The following is a 19,428-nucleotide window of genomic DNA, read 5'->3' as shown; positions in this document are numbered from 1 at the left end:
GCCGTATGAGGGGAAACTCTCACGTACGGTTCTTAGGGGAGGGATGGGCAGCAATGTCCATCTCTTACCCGACCAGATTTTGGAGAATAAGCAGAAGTTCATCAGCCAGATCATGACCAGTAAATCCCCGGTCAGGGCTTGTGAAGATGTGGATGATACGGCACTGTCCTATGCAGAGATCAAGGCACTTGCCACAGGTAATTCGTACATTAAAGAAAAAATGGATCTGGATGTGCAGGTGAGTAAGCTGAAACTCTTAAAGGCAAACCATACCAGTCAGATTTACCGTCTGGAATCCGATATTGCAAAGAATTTCCCGGTACAGATCAGTGCATTGAAAGAGCGGATTGCCGGGATGCAGGTGGATTCGCAGGTAGTAAAAAGCGTGGATTTACAGGATAATGACACGTTTGCCATGACGGTAGGGAATGTCCTTTATGAAGATAAGAAAGAAGCAGGCGAAGCGTTGATCGCCGCCTGTGCAGGTTTAAAAACCGTCAGCACCGGCGGAAAGGTTGGGGAATATCATGGGTTTACGTTATCTGCTTCCTACAATATGTTCTCCAATGCGTTTGAACTGACGATCAAAGGAAAATGCTCTTATAAGCTGGAGATCGGAAAAGACCCGGTAGGAAATATGCAGCGTATCCATAACACCCTTTCTTCCATTGACAGGAAGCTGACGGAAAGTGAGCAGAAATTGGAAACCGTACAACAGCAGCTTGCTACTGCACAGGAAGAGGTAAAGAAACCATTCCCGAAAGAAGCAGAGCTGAATGAAAAGATGGAACGGTTATCCGAGTTAAATGCATTGCTGAACATGGATGAAAAGGGCAATGAGACGATTATGGCAGATGAGGATATTGGCAGAGAAGGAAGCAGCACAGATAGCAGGGATGCTGTAGAAGAAAAAGAACTTCCGGAAACAGCAGACAGAATCCATAAGCCATCTATTCTGGAACGCTTAAAGCAGGAGAAGGCACAGCAGAATACAGCGGAACAGCCATCTGTACAGAAAACTGCAAAGAAAAAACACGAACAGGAATTATAAAAGATTTCCCGTCAGAGTTTTCTCTGGCGGGACATAAAATGGAGGGTTTGTTTATGGCAAATAATATAGAAAAACAGTTAAAAGAAATATCGGAACGGCTGGAGCAGGGAGTAAAAGAAATCTTTACTTCGGAGAGATATACAGAATATCTGAATACCATGTCCAAGTTCCATAATTACAGTTTTAATAACACCCTTCTGATCACCATGCAGAAACCGGAGGCTACTCTGGTGGCAGGGTATCAGGCGTGGCAGAAGAAGTTTAACCGCCATGTAAAGAGAGGGGAAAAAGGAATCCAGATCATCGCACCGGCACCCATCCGTGAGAAACAGGAGATTGAAAAGATTGACCCTGTAACAAAAGAGCCAGTGATCGGGGATGACGGTCAGCCGGAAACAGAGATTGTGGAGATGGTTATTCCAAGGTTCCGTGTGACAACGGTATTTGATGTCAGCCAGACAGAGGGAGAGCCGATGGCAGAACTGGAAATACCGGAACTTACCGGGAGCGTACAGTTTTATGACACGTTCATGGAAGCATTGCAGAACATTTCTCCTGTGCCAATCCGCATGATGGAGATAGAATGGGAAGCAAAGGGGTATTATCATCAGACAGAAAAATATATAGCGATTCAGGAAAATATGAGTAATGTCCAGACGATGAAAACTGGAGTCCATGAAGTGAGCCACGCATTGCTGCATGACCGGGAGGTAATGGATGCGGAAGGGATTTTAAAAGACCGGACAACCAAAGAAGTGGAGGCTGAAAGTATTGCCTATATTGTCTGCAACCACTTTGGTCTGGATACTTCCGAATACTCTTTTACCTATATTGCCAGCTGGTGTGAAAGCAAGGATATGAAAGCACTCCGGGCATCTATGGATACCATCCGGAAAACGTCTGCGGAAGTCATTGAGAATATCGAGACACAGATGCACGAGCTGGAAATGGAAAGACCAGTTCGGGATACTTTTCATAAGGAAGATTTAATTCTGCATCTTTCAGGCAGTATGGGTTCCGAGTTTACTTATGATCTGATCGAAAACATGAGCAGGGAACAGTTAGAGCAGAATGTGGGGGAATACGTCCGCCTTCTGGAAAGTGGTGAGATAGAGGAAAATGAGAAACCACTGGAAAGTTTTCTGGAAGAAAAAGGTGCTGCCGTCACACCACTCTATGATAGCAGTGGGCACGGAGAGAACTATCCGATTGATTTTTATGATGTGGAATATGATGCTGACACAGGCGTTACTTATTTTTCTGACCTTTCTCCGAAAGATCAGGCAGAGATGCTGGTGCAAAAAGCAGAGTTTCCAAGAAATATTTTTTCGGAAAATGAAAAGGCATTTGTAAATGAATATGCAGAAACCTTCCCTGGACAGGTGGAAAGACTGAATGACCTGGTATGGGATATGAGGGAATCTTACGATGAAGCCGGTTCAAAGCTGGTGTATGAAGTGATCCAGGCAGCAAGAGTGAACTTCCCAGCAAAGGAACCGGAGATTGCAGAAGAAACAGCCATGCAGTATGCCCACCGTCTAATCGAAACGGCAGAAGCTGCCAATACGGGAGATTTTACAGATTCCCAGAAAAATCTTATTGTGAATTTTGCATATAAGATGGATGACAAAGACGAAGTGCTTGGACTGGTGAACCGTATGATGACCGCAATCCGCAGACCGGAAAGTGAATATACGAGAAGCCTTATGAATGAAACACAGGCACAGATTGACAATTTTCCGGATGGCATGATCGGTTTTACCGAAATGCACGAGGCAGGAATCCAATTAGACCATATGCTTCCGCTTACGAAAGACCGGGCATATGAATTATACCGTGGAGGGGCAGAAATTTACATCTTACATGGAAATCCAGAGAATCCACAACGGGCAGAACAGGTGCTTGTAGAGACGGAAAATGAGATCCTTGGATATGACGGTATCTTTGGAATCACAGAAACAGAATGGGAAGTCCAGAAAGAAAGAGAAGTCTCTGCCACAAAACAGGAAGCACTGGAACAGCAGAGTGCAGAAAAGATTGATGAGACACTTCTTCTGCATGGAGAAAGCGGAAGGTTTGCCATTTATCAGATGGATAGTGGAGATGAGCATACCTATCAGTTTATGGGAATGGAATCCGCAGAGAGTCTGGGCTATACCATTGACGGAAAGGATTACCGGATGGTTTATGCAGCACCGTGGATGCCAACGATCACGTTAGACAATATTTTTGAACGCTTTAACATTGACCGACCGGAAGATTTCCGTGGCCATTCCTTATCGGTAAGTGATGTGATCGTGATAAACAGGGGTGCAGAGATCACAGCCTATTATGTAGATTCTTTTGGATTTCAGGAACTTCCGGAGTTTGTCCAGCAGAGAATGAACATGCTGGAACATAATTCCGTCAGGGCATATCCGCCAGTTTATAAAGGAACATTGGAACAGGCAATGGGAGAACGGGATGTGGATGCTTATCTGGATTCCAGAAAGTTAAACCTGGACTGTAAGAAAGCAATCGAAGAAGCCATCCGGGAGAATTTTGACGGGCTGCACTTAAAGCAGGATGCGGCAAAAGAAGTCGTGGAACGCTTCGGGGAAGAACGTATGAATTTTGTTATGGCAAATACCATCCGTGAACTTTCCCATGATGGAAGATTTTCCAGACAGAACAAAGACTGGGCGGAGCATATCGAAGTCCCGGAAAATATCAGCCGGGGCAGAAATCTGAACCTGGATTATGTGATCGAAAGCCACCCGGCAGTTTTAGATGGGTTTATCGACATGGCAAGAGCTGAGATCCGGATGCAGAGGATAGAACAGGCGATAGGAGAAAACGAAGTGACGATCACGGCAGAGACAAGAGGGTATGAAGCAGAAGGACATAACGGGACATGGCATACGGTTGATGAAAAGGAATATGCCGGGGAGAAGTTTTTCTTAATGGAACATGATGAATTTGGCTCCGATGTGGCAGGCATTATCGTAGCAGAAAATGGACAGCTTGTAGCGGAGGACTTGTGGAATGGGTTTGATGCAGGAGCGTTAGAAGCTGTATCAGAATATTTGCAGGAAAATGGAACAACACTCTATGATTTGTCGGAATTCCCGAAAGATTCTGCTGTAACCCTGCGGAGTGGACAGACACTTACAACCGAAGAAATACAGGCAGTACAGAAAGATACCTGGGAAGAAACGATAGTAGGAAAAAATGAATCTGGAACGGATGTCCGGTTTAATTTCCATGCAGTCAGTGAGGTGAAGCTGCCGGAAGGCATAAAGTTAAAAATGCCAGAGATCCATTACGTTGATAATTTTTATGTGATGGAAGATGTAAATGCAGAGGGTGTAGTAAAAGTAAACCGGTATGAATCACTGGATGAAGCGATGCAGGAATATTTACGCCTGCCAAATCATCAGGAAAAAGTGCTTGGTATCCAGAATACGGAAACAATGCAGGAAAGCATGGATTTTATCCGATGTGAAAACGGGATAGATCGGCTGACCCATGCGTATGAACAGATCGGAGGGTGGCTGAATCCAGAAATATATGAAGCGGTAAATAAAATGGAAAACATGCTGGACTGGAATGAGGTACAGATTGCATATCAGATTGGAAAACAATATTTTACAATCCAGACCGCAGAAGATGGCTATGACTATACGTTTTACAATGAAGATTATCAGGAGGATGATGGAGGAATCTATGACAATCCGACAATCTATGTAGATGAAGCTGCCAGTGATATTTTAGAAGATAAAGGGTACTCACTGGAAGATGCAAAAGTAGTGGATTATGAAGAACTGATGGCAGATGTGGAAGAAGTTCAGGAAGAACAGATGCAGCGGATACAATTAGAAAAGAACTGCCCGGCAAGTATTTTTGAAGGATTTCGCAGGGAAGAAGCAATGCAAACCTATGAAGGAATCGCAATGCAGTTTACCAGGAGTAAAGGGTATCTGACCATACAGGTAACAGAAGAAGGATATTCGTTTATTTTTTATGACTCTGATCTGCATGAAATTCAGGGTGGGGATTACGATAATCCAGATGCATCCATTCAGGAAGCTGCTTATGAAATCCTTAAAAGTGAAAGAATGGATGATATGGAATGTGTCAAAGTGGATTATAAAGAATTTGAAGAAATGACGATCCAGCACTCTAAAGATTTATTGCAGGAGGGGGAACTTCGTGCGACTTCTGAGATTGGAAGAAATGAAATGGCATTAAATAGCCTGAGCAGAGCAGAAGTAGAAAGAGGGGTTCTGTATCATGCACAGGCAGTATTAGAAGATATGGGAATGGAACAGGAGGTAGAGCTGCTTGCTGCAAGAGTGTATGGTTCCAGAAGCAGACAAGACCTTTACCGGGAAGATTCTGACCTTGATGTGGTTCTTTCCTATAAAGGTGATATTCGAGAAGATAGCTTTTTCAATGCTTTAAATGAATCCGGTATAGCAATGGCAGGAATTAAGGTGGATATTAATCCGATTGCAGAGGAGCGAATCACTCTGGCAGAGTATATAAAAGAATCTGAAAAATATCTTGACCAGCAGGAGATTAAAAAGCTCGCTACGGATTTGGATAATTTTAGTTATGACGTTGATACCTATGAGTATAACGATACGATTGAAAATAGAGAAGAACAGGTGGAAAAACTTACGGAGGATATTTTGAATAAGAAAACAGAAGCTATCAAAGACTGGCTGCTTGAGGTATCTGAGGAATCCGATATAGACAGCGATGTTATAACTGCCCGTTCTTTACTTTCCCGTCTGGAAGATACAGAGCGATTTTCTATCTTTGACAAACAGCCGGAGCAGGAACAGCCAGAAGCTACGATCAGTTTTTATGTCGCAGAGTGCATGGAGTTTCCGGTCATGGGAGAGTACCATAACAACCTCACTTTAGAAGAAGCCATTAAAATATATGAGAGTATCCCAGCAGAGAGACTGCATGGGATTAAAGGAATTGGATTTGATCTGCAAGATGGTGATGAAGATTATTCCGGGGAATATGAGTTGATGAGTGCAGACCGGATACGGCGTGATCTGATAGATATGATTCCACACTATAAAGAAAGCCCTCTGGTGCAGAAAGCAATCGCAGACATGGAAAAGTATCTGGATGAAAAGCATGGAAGGGTGCAGAAAACAGAACATACGGCAGAAACAGTAATAGGAAGTGGACAGAAGCCTTTTGCGGTTGCGGCAGACAGAAGGGCAGAGCAGGAACTGGTATCTGTAAGTCAGAGCCAGTCACAAAAGGCAGAACCTGCAAGCAGAGAAAAAGGTGAAGTGAAGAAGTCTGTGCTGCAGTCTTTAAAAGATTTTCAGGCAAGGGCAAAAGCACAGGAACAGAATAAAACAACGGAGAAATCCAAGACACATAAGAAGGGAGAGGTGGAATTATGATGGATCTGGCGATGAACTTTGATGCGGATGAATGTTTAGTAACCGCAATGTTTGATAAAGGAAACAGAAATGACACGATGGAGGCAATCGACCATATCATTCCTTTTCTGAAAGGCGATGCAGATATGATCGGGCTTGTCTGCAATACCATAAGAAAACTGTTCTGTATGAGCGATGAAGGATATGAAGTTTTTCTTATGGATCTGGAAGAATATAAAATGGAACTGGAAGAGGAGGACGAAGAATGAGTACAAGTCAGTGTGCAGTATATCAGGTAAAAGATACCCCAGAGTACCGGGATGTCCGTTTCCGTTCTTACGAGAAACTGAAAAGCGAAGGAAGAACAGTCCAGATAGAAAACTATCAGCAGGTGTACATTGGAAGAATCCAGCCGGGGGAAACTCCGGCTGATATTAAACTCCGTTTACAGAAGCAACGACCGAAGAACTTCAAAGGTCATTCCATCGGTTGCAGCGATGTGATCATCATTACCGATGATGGAAAAACCACAGCTTACTATGTCAACAAAGATGGTTTTATCATCATTCCGGAATTTCTCACAATCAAAAGTTCTTCCGATACCAGACTTTCCATTGATACGACCGGATATGAAATCGAAGGAAAGAAAGGAACATGGCTTGCCCAGGATTATATCCTAATGAATGAGAAGAAATGGTTTCTGATGGAACATGAGGAGTATGGGACAAGAGCAGCCTATGTGATTCTCAGTGAAGAAGGTACCGTAGTTATGAATGACTGTTACAACGGCTTTGATGAAGAAGCCAGACGGAACATTCAGAATTTCATGCAGCAACAGGCAGAGCAGGCACAGCAAAAACAACAGGAAATGCAGGCACAAGCCCAGACCGGACAGACACAATCTGGAGAAACACAAAAGAAGAAACCAGAGCTGGCAAACTGGCAGAAGGTTATGGATAATGGAGAATATCTTCGCAGTGCAGAGATGGCAGAAGAAGCCAACTATAATATGATTGACGGACTGATGAACAACACTCCAAAGAAAAAAGATAAGAACGCTCCACGGAGATCGGTACTGAAACGGCTCCGTAATCATCAGAAGAAGATAGCCAGTCAAGGCAAAGGACAGCCACAGCAACAGAAGGCGATGGAAGAAGAGATGGAAAGAAAGAAGAAGTAAAAAAATTTTGCCGGAATTTTTGATGATAAAATAAAAAAATGGTTGATTTTTTCTCTCAAATATCATATCATAATATTAACAGGACTCCCCGCACCTCTCACGCAAGTGATGTGTCCCATGGGGAGACATTTTATTTTTGGAGAAATAATGGTGAATACAAGTGAAACTAAAAATGAAAAGTTGAAAAATAATGAAGCAACTGTACAGGTAATGAAAAAACCGAAAACCTTTGCTCAACAAGTTGAAATTATTAAAGAAAAGGGTTTTATTATAGATAATGATACAGAATGTATCGGATTTTTAAAACAGGCGAATTATTATAGATTATCTGCTTATTTCCTTCCGTTTAGGAAAAAGGATGGGACGTATTTTTCAAATATAAACTTTCACAGAATTCAAAGAATCTATGAATTTGACAGTAGATTGCGTGGTGTATTATTTAATTATATAGAAAAAGTTGAATTATACTTAAGAACGCAATTAGCTTATTACAGTGGACATGTTCATGGGGCTTTAGGATATATGGATGGGGTTATTTACAATGATAGGCACAATCATGAAAAGTTCGTGAAACTGTTAAATGTATGTATAGAGGAAAATAAAAGTACATCAGTAGTTCAGCATCATAAAGAAAAGTATGGTGGAAATTTTCCTATATGGGTTATTGTTGAATTTTTTTCAATGGGAATGCTGTCTTACTTTTATGCAGATTTACAGTCTGGTGACCAGAAATATTTAGCAAAAGAATTATATGGTACATCAGTGGCCTGTTTAAAAAGCTGGTTACGCTGTATCACGGATTTGAGAAACCGCTGCGCACATTATTCAAGGCTGTATTATTGGTCATTTCCCGCATTACCCAAAATGCCAAGGGAATTAGAAACATCACCAAACAGAAAATTGTTTTCACAAATACTTGTATTAAAATTATTATATCCAGACAAAAAAGAATGGCTCAACAAAGTCTTGATAGAATTAAAAGCTATTGTAGAAGAATATGAGAATGATATATCATTGAGACATATAGGGTTTCCAGAAGATTGGTATGAGCAGTTAGAAAAATAGAGACATATTATAAGGGACAGAGGAGTAATCTGTCCCTTTTTAATATGAACTATAAATTTGGCTCTTTTCTATCCTGTAGTTGCTGCTTGCAATTCTTTCCAAGAATCATGTCAATATTCGCAGCCACAGTGCGAAGCTCCCGTTCATAATCCCGGTGGCTAGAAAAAACTTCCCGTTGCTTATCCCTCAATTCGATAAGCCGGTCCTTTTCGGCATAGAGGGCTTTCATAGAAGGTAATTTATTCCCGCCAGATTTTGCTTTGAGTGTTCGGAGGGCTGTGTCATACAGGGAAAGTTCAGCCCGGTGTTCTTCAGAAAATTTCTGTTTGTTTCGGCTTTTACGATAATCGGCGTACACATTTTTATATGCCAGATATTGTCCGGTAAAATGAATCTGCTCATTCACATCTTTAAGTTGCTGTTCAGTATCTTTTAAAGATTTTCTGGAAGCACTGGTCTGGTATGAAGCCTGATCGAGTGCTGCATGGAAATCATCAAGAGAATCATAGCCATGTTCCTGTATGTAGGCAACAGTCTGAGCCATCTGCTTCAAATTGGTGAGCTTTACTTTTTGAGCATAGGCTTCGCTCTGCTGTGCTTTAATACAGGTTTGCAGATCTATGACAAGACGGAGGTCTGATTTTATGAAAATGAACGGTGCTGGTATAGCAGAAGTATCGGAGAAAGGAACGGTTGGTAAATCTGTGGAAGTATTCGGAGACTGCTGTTCCAGAATTTCTTCTTTCTGTTCTTTATGGGATTTTGTGTTTTCCTCAAATGCTTTCAAGAGAAAATCTTCTGTGTATCTGGTTCCAAGATTCCTTCCAGTGATATATTTTTTTCTGCCAGGAAGAAGATAGCTGTAGCGGTTTCGACTGATCTTGAAGATGATGTGATATTTTTCATCAAGGATTTTTGAAAATTCCTCTGGTGATCTGGCGGTACTTGCAGCATCATCAATAGCGTCACGCAGAAATTGTTTCTCTGTCTGGTAACGAGTTTCTTTCGGTGTGATTCCATCTTCTTTCATTTCCTGATTCAGCTTATCTAATTTTTCCTGTCCCCGGCGTTGTGCCCAGTATTCTTTTTCGGTGATTTTTCTTTCAGCAGGAGTGAGCAGATCAACTTGGTGCAGCCCTTCTTTTTGGCACATATCCATGACTTCCTGTTTTAAATGGGTAAGGTATGCTGTGCTTAGATGGTGCTTGTATCCGGCTTTTGCTTCACAGTCAAATTCCATATAGGGTTCTTGTGGTATGTCATATTTACGGAGACTGTTGATTACGATGTGTACATGGATGTTTCCACTTTCATTATGACCGTCGGTATGAGTACAGACTAAAGCCTGATGACCGGGAAAGTTTTTCTTTGCAAAAGTTAATCCGAGTTGCTGGGCACGTTCACCGGTCAATCCACATTCATCCTTGTCTTTTGGGGCGAAGCTGATGATATAGTGATGGGATTTTATTTCATTGAAGTTTTTGTTCTTGTGATAGTAGCTGTTCAGTTCCTGACATTCAGATGCAAAAGAGAATGGATCACAGTTCAGACTGTCCAGATAATATTCTTCTCTCAGTATCATATGCCCTTCTTCATCAAGAATCGGTTTTTGTGTATACTCGTTGTGCTGGAAGATAAGATACCGTTCCGATTCTCCATAGTCAGAGTTTTTGTTTGCGATATGTTTAATTACTGCCACGAAAATCACCTGCCATTTTCATCACTTTATATTTCATTTCATAAATATCCCGGAGAGACTTTCGGATTTCATTTCTCATTTCAGAAGAGAGGATTCCACCCTGATTAAAATATCGGGCAATCTGATTTAGGTTGCTGCCAATTTTACCAAACTCGCTAATAAGTTTTTTTATTTCGGGAACATCTGCGGTAATTTCGTATTTGATGATGACTTTCTGGTTGACCAAGGCATTTCGGATAAAATCAGAAACCGTCATGCTGTTAGCCTTGGCTCTTTCTGCAAGAAGATCATATTCAGTTTCATTCATGCGTAAATGCACATCTTTAGTTTTTGCAAGAGTTTCCTCTTTCTTAGGTCTTGTCATTGATAACTTCCTTTCTTCGTGGTAGTGGTTTCATAAGAAAATCCAAATTTTGCGGCCTGCTGGGAAAGTAAGTGATGAAAAATTATCGCACTGTGACCATGTAAATGGAAACCAATACACATATCTGTGATTGTGGTCGAGGGTATGGGGAAACGAAATCCCCATCAAGTTGCAAGTCGCCAAGAACCCGGAAAGGGGTTATTGTGCTACATTGCGAAACTTGCTCTGAAAGAGAATAAAAGCCCTTCTATAATAAAAGCCGATTTGAGAAAAGGAATGATACCTGAGAAAAGAGGAAAGTAATTTGAAATAGGTAATAGCATTGAATCTGTTGGAGGAGATACCGGGAAATCCTATGTTACCATTTTGTTTACATGGTTTTTTAAGGGTGTTTCTTTCATTTGCCAGCAGGATATTTTATAATCAACCTATCCTATAGGAATCAAATCAGAAAAAGGCGGTTGATATTTATGGTTGAATTTGGTGAAAAACTAAAGAGGGCAAGAGAAGAAAAGGGAATGACACAGCAGACATTATCAGACGCTCTCTATGTTACCCGGCAGGCGGTATCTCGGTGGGAATGCGGGGCCAGGTATCCAGACCTTTTGACGGCTAAGAAATTATCAGAAGTGTTAGAGGTATCTTTGGATGAACTGCTGTCTGGGGAGGAAATGAAAAAATGCGTGGAAAAAAATCCTATTGTGGAATCTCCTGTGATAGGTAGAGTACAGTCTGCCTTATATGCCCTTGCAGGGGTAGCATATTTACTTATGAGCATTTCTACAATTAGATTTCTAATGCCGGAACTTGCAGGAGCAAACTCGGAAGTGATCGGATATGGAACTGCATATATATTAGGATATGTGCTGATTACATTGCTGCTTTTTTGCGGATTGGCATTTTCCATTCGTGGAAAATTAACACCTAAAAAGACAGGAGTGATTGCTGCTGCCTATTTTGGTATGCAAATATTATCAAATATTTTTGAACTAATACAGACATCTAGTATATGGCCGACTGTATTTCAAAGTATCATTTATCTGCTTTGTATTGTAGTTATTGTCGGATATTATTTTCAGACGAGAAGGATTTCTCCGATACCAGTGTATTGTGTTGCTACGTTTAACTTGATAAGAAGTGTCGTCATGTATTTTCAGATGTTGCAGTTGGAAAATGGCTTTGCATTTATTGTGAGAACTATATGGTTGATAGCGGTTGTGGGATATATGGGATTAATGGCATATCAGGCATATTCGTTAGAGAAAAAATGGCGATTGGCGGTAAAATAAGTAATTTGAAAGATTAAGGAAGGCGGAGATGTCAGTACAAATGAATATCAAATGGCAGGCTGTCATCCGGTGTGGATGGTTTTACCGTTGATCCACAGTGTTATACGGTTGCATTGGACGGAGAGGAAAGTGATCTTTATCCGAAAGAATTTGATGTCCTTTACCTATGGATGAAGTATTCGGATTAGGAATTTTCCAGAACAGATTTACGAAGCTGTCTGGCAGGGCCATGACTGGATGTGAGCATGTGGTCTACAACTTATTTGCCAACTCAGAAGAAAGCTGAAGAACTTGGATATAATCCAGACGGTAGTCGGCAGAGGATATAGGTTTGTGGGACAAGAAAAGAGGCAGAGGTAGCCGCTCTATTAAAGGAGCAAACACTTCTGCCTGTTTAACATTTTGCATTTCAAGTGCCTGGTTGGTAGTTGCTTTATATGATAGTAAAGGAGCCGCATTTTTATGCTGCCGTTACTATGGGCTTTTACTTTATCAGTGGAAGGACAATTTCTCCTGATAAAACGGCATAAATGGAAAACACACTAATAATACACAAAATTATGCCTATTACACGAATAACTATCGGAAATACTCTGTTATCAAACCACTTTTTGTATATATTGATAGGTAAAAGGAGAAGCAATAAACCAATAACCAAAATAATAGAAAATAAAGTTACATACATCTTGTTCCCTCCTATTTTTGAATTGCGGTAGCAATATTTTTCTTTGAGTACGCTAACCCGATGGATACTAAAATTGCTACAATAAGGTAAATATGAATCCATTCAAATATTGGCCTCAATCCATAGAAAACTACTTCACACGGGAAACCTATCAAATGCACAATAGTTCCCTGAATATCCCAGAACGCTAATATAAATGCAGTTATTGATGATAACAAGAATATTGCGTTGATTATAGTAGCTATTTTTTGCATAGTTACGTCTTGTTGTGTCCAGTAGAGAAATAGTGACCATGAAATCATCAATAAAATTACTGCCAACAAGTTTGCCAATACGGGTGTCCCCTCAAACAATATTCCGCCGACACTTAGATTTAAGGATATAACTACAAGGGTAAGCAGAATCGTACAGGATTTGCAAAATACTATTTTTTTGTTTTCCTTTTGATATTCAAGAGCCATACTCTTAAGATTTTCTTCGGCTTTTTTTGGAATATCATCAGATGCGATTCTCTCTCCTGCAAAGAGTTCATTCAATGTGATGTTTAGAAGCAAACATATATCATCAAAGAGGGAAGCGTCCGGCATACATTTTCCAGTTTCCCATTTTGAAACAGCTTTATTGGTCACACCGAGTTTTTCTGCAAATTGCACTTGTGTCATTCCATGTTGTTTTCTACAAGCGGCGATAAATGAGCCTATCTTTTTTTGTTCCATTGCGTATCCTCCTTATGGGGAAATTGTAACTCTTTTGAGGGTAGATTAACACCCACCAAAGGTAGAATTAAGGTGGAATGCTCTTTTTGATTGTTTCTACCTATTCGCTATAACGTTTGTATTATACTTCAATGAGTTTATATTCACAATAAAATATTCGGAACAGCGGGTTGACGAACGCTATATGAATCGTTTTCCCATCAGGCACTTCTGCTTTTTACTTAAGTTGCTAATCTTGCAGAACTATGGTACTATGCGACTTGTATATTTCGAGCATAAGAAATATAATAGAGGACAGTACAATATCAGGAGGTCAATCATGGATGGATATATGACACTTAGGGAAGCAAGTGAAAAATGGGGTATCACGGCCCGGATGATAAACTATTATTGCTCATCAGGAAGAATCAAAGGTGCGGTAAAGGTATCAACTTTATGGCTGATACCACAGGATGCAGAGAAACCTGCGGATAAGCGGAGAAAAGATAATACAGCTATGGAGGTGCAGCCATGAAATTATTATTAGTGGAAGATGATATGGAGATAAGCCAGATGCTGAAAGACTATCTGAGGGCGGAGAACTATGAAGTGGTTTGTGCTGCAGATGGAGAAGAAGCAAGTGAGAAATTTGACAGTGACTCTTACGCTCTTGTATTGTTGGACTTGATGATTCCAAAAATCAGCGGCATGGAAGTTATGCAGCATATCCGGCAGAGCAGTACGGTTCCGATCATTATTGTGTCTGCAAAAGACACGGATGCGGATAAGACACTGGGTTTGGGACTTGGGGCAGATGACTATATTACAAAACCATTCTCGGTGACAGAGGTATTGGCCCGTATTAAGGCAAATATCCGGAGGAGTACCCAATATTCAAAACCAGCGGAACCGGAAAATGAGACGCTGGTAATTGGGGATCTGGTTATGAACCTGACAGATTATACGGTAACAAAAAAGAATGTAAAGGTGGATTTGACGGCGAAAGAGTATGAAATCTTAAAGCTTCTTCTTCAGAATCCAAAGAAAGTATATACCAAAGAGCAGATGTATTCCCTGATCTGGAATGACGCATACCTGGGAGATGAAAATGCGGTCAATGTCCATATCAGCAGATTAAGAAATAAAATCGAGGATAATCCGAGGTCTCCCAAATATGTCATTACAGTTTGGGGTATCGGATATAAGTTAGGAGATTTATCATGAGCGATGCAACAATTATCTTTTTCCTGTCTGCCTGCATTGTAGTGCTGATCTGTATTGTTCTTTATCAGCAGTTTGCTTTCCGGACAGGAACACAGATTAAATTAAAGAAAATCAGCCAGAAGTTAGAAGAAATCCAGGATACGGACAGTGATGAAAATGTTATGGTCTTTACGGACAATAAGGTTCTTATGGATTTGGTAGCCCAGATTGACCGCCTGTTGGAGAACCAGAGAAAGGTCAAGGTGGATTACCGGCGCTCAGAAATTTCTTCAAAAAAAATGCTGTCCAATATATCCCATGATATTAAGACGCCCATGACAGTAATCTTAGGTTATCTGGAAATCATGCGTCTGAACAGCTCAGGGGAGAATGAAATGCTTTTGAAAGTGGAGCAGAAGGCCCAGAGAGTGATGGAATTGATCAACCAATTCTTTACACTGGCAAAACTGGAGGCCGGGGATACGGAGATTGAGATTTCAAAGATCGATGTCTGTGAGGCGTGCCGGGAGAATGTGCTGGATTTTTATGAATTGTTGACACAGAAGGAATTTCAGGTACAAGTTGATATTCCGGAAGAAGCAGTCTTTGTCCGGGGAAACAAAGATGCCCTGCAGCGTATTTTGTTCAATCTCATTTCCAATGTTGTGCGGTACGGTTCCGATGGAAAGTATATAGGAATGTTTCTCAGGTCAGATGAGAAGTATATTTATATCGATGTGGTGGATAAGGGGAAGGGGATAGAACGGGGGTTTGCACAGAATGTATTTGAGAGGCTGTTTACGATGGAAGATTCCAGAAACCGTGAAATACAGGGAAATGGTCTGGGGCTGACGATTGCGCAGAATCTGGCGCATCAGCTTGGCGGGAAGATTACCCTTGAGAGTGAACCGAATGTAAAAACCACTTTTACGGTAAAACTACGGAAATTTTCCTATTGAATTTCTAAGAAAGAAATTCGTAAGAATTAGTCAAGAGTTTTGAAAATCTTAGCCGCTAGAATGGTTATTAGAAAGGAGGCAGACAATATGCCATATATTTTACAAACGAATCAGCTTACAAAATCCATTGGCGGCAAAAATCTTGTAACCAATGTGTCCATGCATGTTAAGAAAGGCGAAATCTATGGTTTCCTGGGACCGAACGGTGCCGGTAAGACCACAGTTATGAAAATGCTGACCAACCTCTGGAAACCAACAGAGGGGAGCATTGAACTGTTCGGGAAGAAACTCACACCGACTTCTTATGAAGTGCTGAAACGGATGGGAAGCATTATTGAATTCCCCACCTTCTACGACCATCTGGACGGGAGGGAGAATCTGAAACTCCATTGTGAATACATGGGTTATTACAATCCCGGCAGCATAGAAAATGCCCTGGAGATACTGAATCTGGCAGACGCAGGGAAAAAGCCGGTACGCAGCTATTCATTAGGAATGAAACAGCGGCTTGGGATTGCCCGTGCCATTCTTAGCAAGCCGGAATTACTTATACTGGATGAGCCGACGAATGGTCTTGATCCGGCAGGTATGAAGCAGATCCGGGATTTGCTGAAAATGCTCTGTACGGAATACGGTATTACCATTGTTGTGTCCAGCCATATTCTTTCTGAGATTGAAAGCATTGCCGATACGGTTGGCGTTATCAATCATGGTGTGCTTATGAAAGAAGTTACTATGAAAGAAATATCAGAAATGAGCCTTGCTTATATTGAGTTAAACGTAATCAATACAAAGAAAGCATCCTATGTTCTGGCTGATAAGATGGGGCTTGATAATTTTAAAATCGTAGAGGACGGAAAAATCCGGATTTATGACCATCATGTGTCCACACAGGAATTATCAAAGGTTCTGGCACTGAATGATGTAGAGATTGTTGCTATTGGGAAAAAAGCAGAGTCTCTGGAAGATTATTTCCTGAAAATGACGGCGGAGGTGTAGCAGCAATGCTAAAATTAATCAAACTTGAATGGAAAAAGAACAATATTGGGAAGTATGTCCGTAATGCGGTAATTCTTGCGGGACTTCTTTGCCTTTTCATCTTTGCGCTGGCTTACCTGGGAATAGCCAATGATCCGGATACCGGAGTGCCGGATGCTGCGCCGGGGAATGAAATGATTTCTTCCTCGATTGAGTTGTTTACCAGTATGTCATTTCTGATTTTTACCAGTGTCATGTTAGCATCCTTCATCGTTACGGCATATAAGAACAGAACCATGAACCTGATGTTTTCTTATCCGATCAGACGGCAAAAGATACTGGTTTCGCAGATGCTGGCGGTATGGATTTTTAACTTTATCGCATTAGTTGTGACGAAAGTGTTAATTTACGGGTGTGTCCTTGCAGGCTCCCACTTTATGACGTCTGCGTTTCCACTTGATTTTAATATGGCAAGCCTGTCATTTTATGTACAGCTTATTTTGAAGTCAGTGGTGATCGTAAGCATGAGTTTTATCGCATTATTCATCGGCCTTGCCATGAAATCATCAAAAGCAACCATTATTTCGTCTTTCCTGCTGATTTTTCTGACACAGGCCAATATAGGTGATTTTACGATGAAGAACAATTTGATTTTTCCAATGATTTTGACTTTCGTATCATTGATCTTTGCGGTTCTGTCGGTATACAACGTGGAAACGAAGGATTTGATGTAGCAGGAGGTGTCTATGAGAATGAAAATGATTTTGTGCATGAGTCTGTTGGCGGTATCTTGTTTATGCGGATGCAGTCAAAATGAAAAAGTCAGTCTTTCAGAAACATACGATTCGGAAAACATATCTGCCATCAATATGCAAATTGACTCCTGGCAGCTTAAGATTATGGCTTCTGCAGATGATGATGTTCATGTTACTTTAGATGGAGGAGCAGCAAAGGGAGCGAAAGCTCCGTCAGCAGAGATACAAGATTCTGTACTGAACATTGTGCAGGCAGAGAGCGAAGATGCCGTTTTAAGCCAGTTCTCTCTGGGCAAAGAAGGAGAGGTAACCGTGTATGTTCCTGATACGCTGGAAGGAACAGTTACCATTAAAAATGGCTCCGGCGATATGGAAATCGACAGCCTTGTTGCTTCCAAACTCACGCTTGATAATTCTTCCGGCTATATTGAAATGAATAATGTAACGGCAGATGTAGTTGAAATTGCATCTTCTTCCGGAGATGTGAAACTGTCTGACGGCAAGATTGACAATTTTCAGATCGGCACATCGTCTGGATATGTAACGTGGAAAAATACAGAGTCGGAGCATATTTCCATTACTGCGAAATCTGGTGAAGTCAATGTATCTGGTTTGGGAGAACAGACCAATGCGGAGGTTTCCACAGGTTCTGGCGATATTGGTATTTCTTATGGAACACAGCCACAGAACCTTTCATTTAAAATCTCATCAGGCTCCGATGATGTGTCAGTGAGGTTGGATGATGCTTCCTATACGATGGAAACTTCCGCTTGTAAACAGGGGAAGATTGGTGATGGAACATATAGCCTGACAGTGAACAGTGACAGTGGTACTGTAGTAATTCACTGATGGATTTAATTAAAGTAAATGGAAAACTGCTGGAGCTGTTGCTTCTTAATGTATTAAACGAACATAAAGCATATGGGTATGAATTGACAAACCGATTCGCTCCGGTTTATCAGAAGTCATCGGGAACAATCTATTTGGCGTTGAAATCTTTATGTGAGAGAGAATTGGTCAGTAGAGAAAGCGAACTGTCTGCTGGAAGAATTAGAGTTTACTATACGCTAAGCAGTGAAGGGAGAATATATTTAAGTAGCCTTCGAGAGAAATTAGATCTTGAATTGAAGGATTTACAGTCTTTCCTGTAAAAATTGAGGGTGGTATTTTGCAGATAGGACAATGGATTTATGTCCTCTGTGTGGGAACAAAACAAGGCTATGGTGTCGTGTGGAATGGGACATAGCTGGATGTGGGCATGTGGTATAACGTGATTTGCCGACTTAGAAGAAAACTAAAGAACCTTGATGATATGATTCAGACAATGATTGGAGGATATAAATTTGTGGTGTAGAGCAATCCAACGTGCTGGTATCATTGTATGCTTTATTTTCCCAAAGGGTATAGTTTCTTTAAAAAAGTACATTCTTGTTAAAAAATGTGAAATGTTCCCCTTAACCTGAATATAGAGGACGAAGCACGCTTTAATGGAGGTGGTGTTATTGATACAGCGAGCGTACTGGAGCAATAAATATGATTTTTTTAATGTGTAAAAGGAAGGCGAGCTTGTGTGGGAAAAGTGTTAATAGCTGCATTTGACGATAAAGAGGAAACAACATTTAATGAGTTGCTTTCGTTTTTGAAATCAAAAAGCCATATAAAAGTGCTGAATACTTTCCCTAATAATAGCTGTTTGAGATATGGTAATTTGGAAATAAATGCAAAATACCGAATAGTAGAGAGGGATGGGAAAAGTATTGAACTGACTAATTATGAGTTTGAAATCCTATATTTGCTGGCACAGTGCCCTGGACAAGTATTTTCTAAAGAGCAAATATACAATCAGGTATGGAAAGAACCTTATTATAGGGCAGAGGACAATGTGATGAGTCTGATTCGGAGAATACGAAAGAAAATAGAGCCTGATCCGTCAAAACCTATCTATATTTTGACTGTATGGGGAATAGGATATAAATTTAATAATGCGATATAACGAAAATGAGCGGCATTCTGTCAATTCTGAGAGACAGAGCCGCTTATTGTATGAGAAAACCCCCAGATAGTCTGGGGGTTCCGTAGAGCTTTAGCGATGAGCCTTTAAAAATAAAACTC

The 19,428-nt window shown here is 40.9% G+C and carries 17 protein-coding genes; 14 read left to right on the top strand and 3 right to left on the bottom strand.

Annotated elements, in window-relative coordinates; all coding sequences use genetic code 11:
- The first annotated feature begins 43 nt into the window (after positions 1-43).
- The 5 genes from ACESSZ_RS14455 to ACESSZ_RS14435 all read left to right on the top strand — a co-directional run bounded on the left by ACESSZ_RS14455 (position 44) and on the right by ACESSZ_RS14435 (position 8,689).
- Positions 44-1,051, top strand: coding sequence for a helicase (locus ACESSZ_RS14455; protein WP_499842866.1), 1,008 nt, complete (start codon positions 44-46; stop codon positions 1,049-1,051).
- Positions 1,052-1,104: 53 nt separating this feature from the next.
- Positions 1,105-6,465: a DUF3849 domain-containing protein gene (locus ACESSZ_RS14450; RefSeq protein ID WP_499842865.1), complete on the top strand. Its 5,361-nt coding sequence runs from the start codon at positions 1,105-1,107 to the stop codon at positions 6,463-6,465.
- On the top strand, positions 6,462-6,713 hold the full coding sequence (locus ACESSZ_RS14445; RefSeq protein ID WP_004613327.1) for a transposon-transfer assisting family protein: 252 nt from the start codon (positions 6,462-6,464) through the stop codon (positions 6,711-6,713). Before ACESSZ_RS14450 ends, ACESSZ_RS14445 begins: the two co-directional genes overlap by 4 nt.
- Positions 6,710-7,624: a YodL domain-containing protein gene (locus ACESSZ_RS14440; RefSeq protein ID WP_005338447.1), complete on the top strand. Its 915-nt coding sequence runs from the start codon at positions 6,710-6,712 to the stop codon at positions 7,622-7,624. The genes ACESSZ_RS14445 and ACESSZ_RS14440 overlap by 4 nt, the downstream gene beginning before the upstream one ends.
- A 150-nt stretch (positions 7,625-7,774) precedes the next feature.
- Positions 7,775-8,689: an Abi family protein gene (locus tag ACESSZ_RS14435; RefSeq protein ID WP_269016939.1), complete on the top strand. Its 915-nt coding sequence runs from the start codon at positions 7,775-7,777 to the stop codon at positions 8,687-8,689.
- Between the two features lie 49 nt (positions 8,690-8,738).
- On the opposite strand, the gene ACESSZ_RS14430 is transcribed toward ACESSZ_RS14435, so the two are convergent.
- Both ACESSZ_RS14430 and ACESSZ_RS14425 read right to left on the bottom strand, forming a co-directional pair.
- Positions 8,739-10,388: a relaxase/mobilization nuclease domain-containing protein gene (locus ACESSZ_RS14430; RefSeq protein WP_499842864.1), complete on the bottom strand. Its 1,650-nt coding sequence runs from the start codon at positions 10,386-10,388 to the stop codon at positions 8,739-8,741.
- A complete protein-coding gene (locus ACESSZ_RS14425; RefSeq protein ID WP_015540969.1) occupies positions 10,375-10,752 on the bottom strand; it encodes a plasmid mobilization protein in 378 nt (125 codons plus the stop codon). Before ACESSZ_RS14425 ends, ACESSZ_RS14430 begins: the two co-directional genes overlap by 14 nt.
- A gap of 470 nt (positions 10,753-11,222) precedes the next feature.
- On the opposite strand from ACESSZ_RS14425, the gene ACESSZ_RS14420 reads away from it, so the two are divergent.
- Complete coding sequence (locus tag ACESSZ_RS14420) at positions 11,223-12,041, top strand: helix-turn-helix domain-containing protein (protein ID WP_117718955.1); 819 nt, start codon at positions 11,223-11,225, stop codon at positions 12,039-12,041.
- A gap of 696 nt (positions 12,042-12,737) precedes the next feature.
- Here ACESSZ_RS14420 and ACESSZ_RS14415 read toward each other — a convergent pair.
- Entirely contained in the window at positions 12,738-13,442 is a 705-nt protein-coding gene (locus ACESSZ_RS14415; protein ID WP_117718957.1) for a helix-turn-helix domain-containing protein, read from the bottom strand.
- A 319-nt stretch (positions 13,443-13,761) separates the two neighbouring features.
- Here ACESSZ_RS14415 and ACESSZ_RS14410 point away from each other — a divergent pair, with 319 nt between their 5' ends.
- The 8 genes from ACESSZ_RS14410 to ACESSZ_RS14375 all read left to right on the top strand — a co-directional run bounded on the left by ACESSZ_RS14410 (position 13,762) and on the right by ACESSZ_RS14375 (position 19,309).
- On the top strand, positions 13,762-13,956 hold the full coding sequence (locus ACESSZ_RS14410; RefSeq protein WP_117718958.1) for a helix-turn-helix domain-containing protein: 195 nt from the start codon (positions 13,762-13,764) through the stop codon (positions 13,954-13,956).
- Positions 13,953-14,645 carry a response regulator transcription factor gene (locus ACESSZ_RS14405; protein ID WP_117718959.1) on the top strand — a complete coding sequence of 231 codons (693 nt, stop codon included), beginning with the start codon at positions 13,953-13,955 and terminating at the stop codon, positions 14,643-14,645. The genes ACESSZ_RS14410 and ACESSZ_RS14405 overlap by 4 nt, the downstream gene beginning before the upstream one ends.
- On the top strand, positions 14,642-15,583 hold the full coding sequence (locus ACESSZ_RS14400) for an ATP-binding protein (protein ID WP_499842863.1): 942 nt from the start codon (positions 14,642-14,644) through the stop codon (positions 15,581-15,583). Before ACESSZ_RS14405 ends, ACESSZ_RS14400 begins: the two co-directional genes overlap by 4 nt.
- Positions 15,584-15,670: 87 nt before the next feature.
- The gene (locus ACESSZ_RS14395) at positions 15,671-16,582 is read left to right on the top strand and encodes an ABC transporter ATP-binding protein (RefSeq protein ID WP_117718961.1); all 912 of its coding nucleotides are present in this window, start codon (positions 15,671-15,673) and stop codon (positions 16,580-16,582) included.
- A 5-nt stretch (positions 16,583-16,587) separates the two neighbouring features.
- Positions 16,588-17,295: an ABC-2 transporter permease family protein gene (locus ACESSZ_RS14390; protein WP_117718962.1), complete on the top strand. Its 708-nt coding sequence runs from the start codon at positions 16,588-16,590 to the stop codon at positions 17,293-17,295.
- 12 nt (positions 17,296-17,307) lie between these two features.
- Positions 17,308-18,165 carry a DUF4097 family beta strand repeat-containing protein gene (locus tag ACESSZ_RS14385; RefSeq protein ID WP_117718963.1) on the top strand — a complete coding sequence of 286 codons (858 nt, stop codon included), beginning with the start codon at positions 17,308-17,310 and terminating at the stop codon, positions 18,163-18,165.
- A complete protein-coding gene (locus tag ACESSZ_RS14380; protein ID WP_118031635.1) occupies positions 18,165-18,467 on the top strand; it encodes a PadR family transcriptional regulator in 303 nt (100 codons plus the stop codon). Before ACESSZ_RS14385 ends, ACESSZ_RS14380 begins: the two co-directional genes overlap by 1 nt.
- Positions 18,468-18,886: 419 nt before the next feature.
- A complete protein-coding gene (locus tag ACESSZ_RS14375) occupies positions 18,887-19,309 on the top strand; it encodes a winged helix-turn-helix domain-containing protein (protein WP_117718982.1) in 423 nt (140 codons plus the stop codon).
- Positions 19,310-19,428: the final 119 nt, after the last annotated feature.

Origin of the sequence: Eubacterium sp. 3_1_31 (assembly GCF_964249515.1) — a bacterium.
GTDB classification, from domain to species: domain Bacteria; phylum Bacillota_I; class Bacilli_A; order Erysipelotrichales; family Erysipelotrichaceae; genus Longicatena; species Longicatena caecimuris.
This window is presented reverse-complemented; position numbering and strand designations above follow the sequence as displayed.

Excerpts from the sequence above, each read along its gene's own strand:
- ACESSZ_RS14455 (WP_499842866.1), top strand. The coding sequence starts at position 44 with ATGGGCAGCAATGTCCATCTCTTACCCGACCAGATTTTGGAGAATAAG.
- ACESSZ_RS14450 (WP_499842865.1), top strand. The coding sequence starts at position 1,105 with ATGGCAAATAATATAGAAAAACAGTTAAAAGAAATATCGGAACGGCTG.
- ACESSZ_RS14445 (WP_004613327.1), top strand. The coding sequence starts at position 6,462 with ATGATGGATCTGGCGATGAACTTTGATGCGGATGAATGTTTAGTAACC.
- ACESSZ_RS14440 (WP_005338447.1), top strand. The coding sequence starts at position 6,710 with ATGAGTACAAGTCAGTGTGCAGTATATCAGGTAAAAGATACCCCAGAG.
- ACESSZ_RS14425 (WP_015540969.1), bottom strand. The coding sequence starts at position 10,752 with ATGACAAGACCTAAGAAAGAGGAAACTCTTGCAAAAACTAAAGATGTG.
- ACESSZ_RS14420 (WP_117718955.1), top strand. The coding sequence starts at position 11,223 with ATGGTTGAATTTGGTGAAAAACTAAAGAGGGCAAGAGAAGAAAAGGGA.
- ACESSZ_RS14415 (WP_117718957.1), bottom strand. The coding sequence starts at position 13,442 with ATGGAACAAAAAAAGATAGGCTCATTTATCGCCGCTTGTAGAAAACAA.
- ACESSZ_RS14410 (WP_117718958.1), top strand. The coding sequence starts at position 13,762 with ATGGATGGATATATGACACTTAGGGAAGCAAGTGAAAAATGGGGTATC.
- ACESSZ_RS14405 (WP_117718959.1), top strand. The coding sequence starts at position 13,953 with ATGAAATTATTATTAGTGGAAGATGATATGGAGATAAGCCAGATGCTG.
- ACESSZ_RS14400 (WP_499842863.1), top strand. The coding sequence starts at position 14,642 with ATGAGCGATGCAACAATTATCTTTTTCCTGTCTGCCTGCATTGTAGTG.
- ACESSZ_RS14395 (WP_117718961.1), top strand. The coding sequence starts at position 15,671 with ATGCCATATATTTTACAAACGAATCAGCTTACAAAATCCATTGGCGGC.
- ACESSZ_RS14390 (WP_117718962.1), top strand. The coding sequence starts at position 16,588 with ATGCTAAAATTAATCAAACTTGAATGGAAAAAGAACAATATTGGGAAG.
- ACESSZ_RS14385 (WP_117718963.1), top strand. The coding sequence starts at position 17,308 with ATGAGAATGAAAATGATTTTGTGCATGAGTCTGTTGGCGGTATCTTGT.
- ACESSZ_RS14380 (WP_118031635.1), top strand. The coding sequence starts at position 18,165 with ATGGATTTAATTAAAGTAAATGGAAAACTGCTGGAGCTGTTGCTTCTT.